Source organism: Pseudomonas sp. MWU13-2100 (genome assembly GCF_023242365.1).
GTDB lineage: Bacteria > Pseudomonadota > Gammaproteobacteria > Pseudomonadales > Pseudomonadaceae > Aquipseudomonas.
The window spans coordinates 1-4,487 of record NZ_JALLIX010000086.1; the positions used below are offsets into that span (position 1 = coordinate 1).

5 protein-coding genes and 1 pseudogene are annotated in these 4,487 nt (G+C 58.8%); 4 read left to right on the forward strand and 2 right to left on the reverse strand.

Features of this window, described 5'->3' with window-relative positions:
* Together M5B99_RS29240 and M5B99_RS29245 are read left to right on the forward strand one after the other, a co-directional pair.
* Positions 1–1,072, forward strand: a pseudogene (locus M5B99_RS29240) (hypothetical protein); the annotation flags it as partial.
* Entirely contained in the window at positions 1,069–1,464 is a 396-nt protein-coding gene (locus M5B99_RS29245; protein ID WP_248807403.1) for a hypothetical protein, read from the forward strand. The pseudogene M5B99_RS29240 and the gene M5B99_RS29245, both read left to right, overlap by 4 nt.
* A 141-nt stretch (positions 1,465–1,605) precedes the next feature.
* On the opposite strand, the gene M5B99_RS29250 is transcribed toward M5B99_RS29245, so the two are convergent.
* The gene (locus tag M5B99_RS29250) at positions 1,606–1,884 is read right to left on the reverse strand and encodes a DUF3077 domain-containing protein (protein ID WP_248807404.1); all 279 of its coding nucleotides are present in this window, start codon (positions 1,882–1,884) and stop codon (positions 1,606–1,608) included.
* A 229-nt stretch (positions 1,885–2,113) separates the two neighbouring features.
* Positions 2,114–2,758, reverse strand: coding sequence for a DUF998 domain-containing protein (locus M5B99_RS29255; RefSeq protein WP_248807405.1), 645 nt, complete (start codon positions 2,756–2,758; stop codon positions 2,114–2,116).
* 169 nt (positions 2,759–2,927) lie between these two features.
* On the opposite strand from M5B99_RS29255, the gene M5B99_RS29260 reads away from it, so the two are divergent.
* Together M5B99_RS29260 and M5B99_RS29265 are read left to right on the forward strand one after the other, a co-directional pair.
* Positions 2,928–3,662 carry an NAD-dependent epimerase/dehydratase family protein gene (locus M5B99_RS29260; protein WP_248807406.1) on the forward strand — a complete coding sequence of 245 codons (735 nt, stop codon included), beginning with the start codon at positions 2,928–2,930 and terminating at the stop codon, positions 3,660–3,662.
* 169 nt (positions 3,663–3,831) lie between these two features.
* A complete protein-coding gene (locus M5B99_RS29265) occupies positions 3,832–4,383 on the forward strand; it encodes a hypothetical protein (protein WP_248807407.1) in 552 nt (183 codons plus the stop codon).
* The last annotated feature ends 104 nt before the right edge of the window (positions 4,384–4,487 follow it).

Sequence of the window (4,487 nt, forward strand, 5' to 3'; positions counted from 1 at the left end):
TGGGATCCGCGAAAGATCGCGCTCCGGAAAACACACGGGCGCCGCTGTCGGATACCGAACCTCTTGCAAAACCTCAACCGCAAGAACCCGGTTTTTACGTCGTACCCAGGAGCACGACCCGCGAACAGCTGGAGTCCACGCTGTTCCCTTCGCGCGATCCGACGGTCCTCAGAAAGTTTCTGGCGTTAAACCCGAACCTGGGCGATGTCAAAGCCGGCTCGATGATCGTCCTCAGTGACCCGAACAACTGGCAGTGCACTCGCGAAGAAACGCTGCTGATGGAAACGGCGGCCAAGGTGAATGACGCGCTCAAGTCCCTGAGTGCGCAGGAAGCCGATTTCATGCTGCGTCACCGTGACGAAATCGAAACATTTCTTGCCCAGGGTTCAGCCGCTATCGGTATCGGCGAAGCCATGTTCGCCAAGAACCTGGAGGACGTTAAAACCGTTCTGCGTGATATTGAAGCCTTGCACCAACGCACGTTTCAGGCAAATGGGCATTTGCGCTCGCCAGAGTTCTTTGCTGAACGTAAACACCTGCTGGCAAAGCTCGACACCCACCTGACGGCCATGACGCGAAAGGGCATCGGTTTTCCGGATCACCCGAACTTGAAAAGTGCCCTGGGCATTTCCAGTCGCAGCTTGGTTCATCGCTGGACCCAGGCCGGCGCCGCCGGGCAAATCCCGGGGTATGCCACCCATATCGAAGGCGTGTCCAAGGCGGCTAAAGTCATTAAATACGGCGGCTGGATCGGTACGGCCCTTGGCGGCGGAGCCTCGTATTTCAAGGTTCAGGATGTCTGCGCGGCGGGGAATACCGAGGCGTGCGAGAAAATTAAATTCACCGAGACGGATAGTTTTGCTGGAGGGGTCTTGGGGGGGCGGCGACAGGTGCGGTTTTGACAAGCTCTGCCGTTGGTGCCCTTTGTATCGGACTCGGTGTACCGACCGGTGGTATAGGCACTGTGGTGTGCGGTGTTGTCGTGGTCGGAGCGGGTTCATTTGCCGGCGGCGCCTTGGGGGGGGCCTTTGGCGAGGGCATCGGTGAGATTATTTATGAGCAAACTCGATGAGTGCTTTCACACCTCGCGAAGTGTTTGTCCTTTTTGCTGGGGGAGGTATTTTATTCGGAGCGTTTGTTTGTATTGGAGCGGCTCTGTACATCGCTTACACCAAAATGGATCTAATACTGGACCACCTGAAAAACTCTTCGGGTGTCATGGCGCTCGCTGCACTTAGACAGGGTGGTCCCTGGGGCAATCTGTTGCTGGTCGGTGGTATCTCCGGATTCGTCACCTTTTCCGGTTTCTATCTTAAGCGCGGCAGCGTAAACCCTGAGGATATAAGAAACTTCCCAGCATCGCTTAAACGCAAACTAGTAATATTACATCTGAGTTTTATAGTGGTTGTTAGTTTGCTTTTTCTACTGGGAGGATTCGGAAAAATCGTTGGTTGGCTTAAGTAATCTCACTTACCATTACCGAATGGCGCTACAGGTGTAGGGACACCGGGCCAGGTCTTGCATGCAAGCAAACTCGATGAGCAATAACGCGGTGAGCCTGCCAGCACCCACCGCAAAAATCGGCATCAACCGAAAACTACCCGACTACACCGTCGCCCCGTGCAACATCCCTTGCGTCAAGTCATCGATCACCGCCTTCCCCATCTCACCCAGATAATGCGATGCCCAGGTATAGCGTTCGCCATCGCTTTCCAACGCAGCATCGAGGGAGAGGGCTTTGGCGCAATAAAGTAGAAGGGACGCGTGCTCGATGGCTTCCAAAATGGGAACGCCGGGGTTTACGCGGAATAGTTCACGACCTTGAGAGCCGCACTGGGAAAAGGTGATGACGCCCAGGGTTTTGCTTGTTGGTGGGAGGGTCATTGGGCACCTCCGGCGCGGACCTGGGTGCTGACTGTCTGAAGGTAAAGCCGTGTTTGAGTGAAACCGTCCATGCGCTAACTCCTATACCCAGGAAATAGCTGCCACGTTCGTTTCCAAGCGAATGGGTGGCAGCTGTACGCAGGTTGGAAAACCGGGGGTATAGGTCCCGGCAGGACCGAAGCCCCCCCGGTTTTCCAACATCCCCCTGTTCACAGGGGGTTGTTCAGTATCAACCCCGATCGGCGCAACGTTTTTCCCTGACCAGCAGCAGCGCCGCAAACACCCCAATCCAGACCACCGAAGCGCCATAGTTCAGGCGCTGGTACAGACCGAAGCCCTCGCCCGCCGCCACCGCCAGCCCCATCAACGGCAGGGCCGCCACAGCCACCAGGGTGCACGCCAGGGAAAACCAGGCGAAGGCTTTCGAGCCCAGCAGGCGCACGGCGAGATACACCCATAGGGCGTTGGCGATCACCAGGGTCAGAAACATCACCAGCCCCGCGCTGTTATGCACGGTCTGGCTGAAGGAAGGGTGCTGCAGCCCACAGCCGGCGTCACAGGAAAAATAGCCGGTGAACAGGCTGGCGATGCCGTGCAGCGCAATCAGCACCCCGCTGATCTGCGCTAGGCCACGCCCCTCGAAACAGGCGAAGACCGTCACGCCAAAGGCGAAGAACAACAGCCCCAACGGCAGGTTGTTGATCAATGGCGACAACACATGGGTCGGCGCGCCCAGCGCCCCCAGTTCACTCATGGCTTGATTGAGATGGCTGTAGCCTGGATACAGGGCCCCGGCCAGGGCCAACCCGACCAGCAACCAAAAGGGCGTCAACAACCCGGCTACACAGCCGAATTTACGCAATGCCTTGTGCATCTAGCAGGGACCTCCAAGCATTGGATGAAAGCAACAGGCCACTATCCTAGAACGCCATGCGAACGTCGGGCTAGAGATTTATCGGTCAGCCAGACTGGCGGCCATGGTCTATCTTGATAGCGTCACAAAACATTCATTCAAAAGTAAAAATATCCACATGGAAGTCTGAATGAGCACACTCAAGGTATTGCTGACCGGTGCCTGCGGTCGTATCGGCAAGACGTTTTTTCAGGCCACGCAACACCATTACCATTTTGTCCTCGCCGACCGTCACCAACCGGATTTCGCCATCGGCGATCACCGCTTCGTCCGCCTGGACATGGCCGACAAGGAAGAACTCGCGGCCCTGGTCGATGGCATCGACGTGGTGGTGCACCTGGCGGGTATTCCTTTTGCCGACTCCTCCTTCGAGGAACTGCTGCCGAACAATATCCTGGCCACCACCTACCTGCTGGAGGCCGCCGCGAACGCCCGGTGCAAGCGCGTGGTATTCGCCAGCAGCGCCCAGGCCATCGAGGGCTACCCGGTGGACCGGCAGGTCACCCCGGGCATGCCGGTGATGCCGGCCAATCTGTACGGGGTGAGCAAATGCTACGGCGAAGCGCTGTGTGCCTTCTATTCGGCACGACACGGTTTATCGACCATTGTCCTGCGCATCGGCGCCTTCGAGTTTCCCGACGACCATGACCTGCGCAACGCCCGCGACCTGAGTGCCTGGCTCAGCCCGCGCGACGCCGTACAGTTGTTGCAAAAGGCGATCGAGGTCGAAGGCGTGCAACATTTGGTGGCTCACGGCATTTCCAACAACCGCTTCAAACGCCTGGACCTGAGCGAGACCGTCCGGGTACTGGGTTATCAACCAGTGGACGACGCGTTCCGCGAGTTCGACCTGCCGATCCGCTGAAGCCGGAACCGGGCTGCCGGCAACGGCAATCGAAGCGGCAAGGTACCTCCTCCCGCCGCCGCGTTTTGGCCTGGTATGTATCCGCCAACCCTTGATAAGTCCGGGCTTGTACCAACAGGCATACAAATTGCTGGGACTGACCCTGTCCCCGCCTCCAGGTGTTTATCCCATGTTGGTCAATGCCCGTAACAACCCAGTGATCCAGCCCAGCCATCGCACGGACCTGGATCCGACCACCGCCGCCGCCAGCGCGCTGTCCAGCGGCTTTATCCAGAATGCCCAGGCCGCGGCTACTGCCAGCACCGCGCCCGGCACGCAGAACGCTGCCGACAAGATCGCCGACAACGTCAATGCGGCCTTTGCCAAGACCCGGGTGCATTTGCAGGCCGCGGTGCCGACTGTCGCGCTCCCGGCGACCCTGACCGCCACGGCGCCGACGACCCGCACGGCCCCCTCCGCCACCGCGAGCAACGACAGCGACGCGATGAAGGAATTCAAGGACTACATGAGCAAGCCGGTGGCCCAGCGCATCCGCGATCAGATCCTCAAGGAACAGGGCCTGACCGAGGCCGACCTGAAAAGCATGTCACCGGAAAAACAGAAAGGCATCGAAGACCAGATTGCCGAGCGCATGAAGCTGGAGTTCAACGCGAAGACCGCGGACAACAAGGCCAATCCTGCCGACCAGCAGGCTGCCGGGGCCTTCCTGGCCACGAAGTAAACCGGCCACCGGACCGCCGCGAAGGGGCCCTCAAGGCCGCTAAAAGCTTCGCGGGCAAGCTCCGCTCCCACAGGTTTTCGGGCGTATACAGGCCTCCGGTCCGA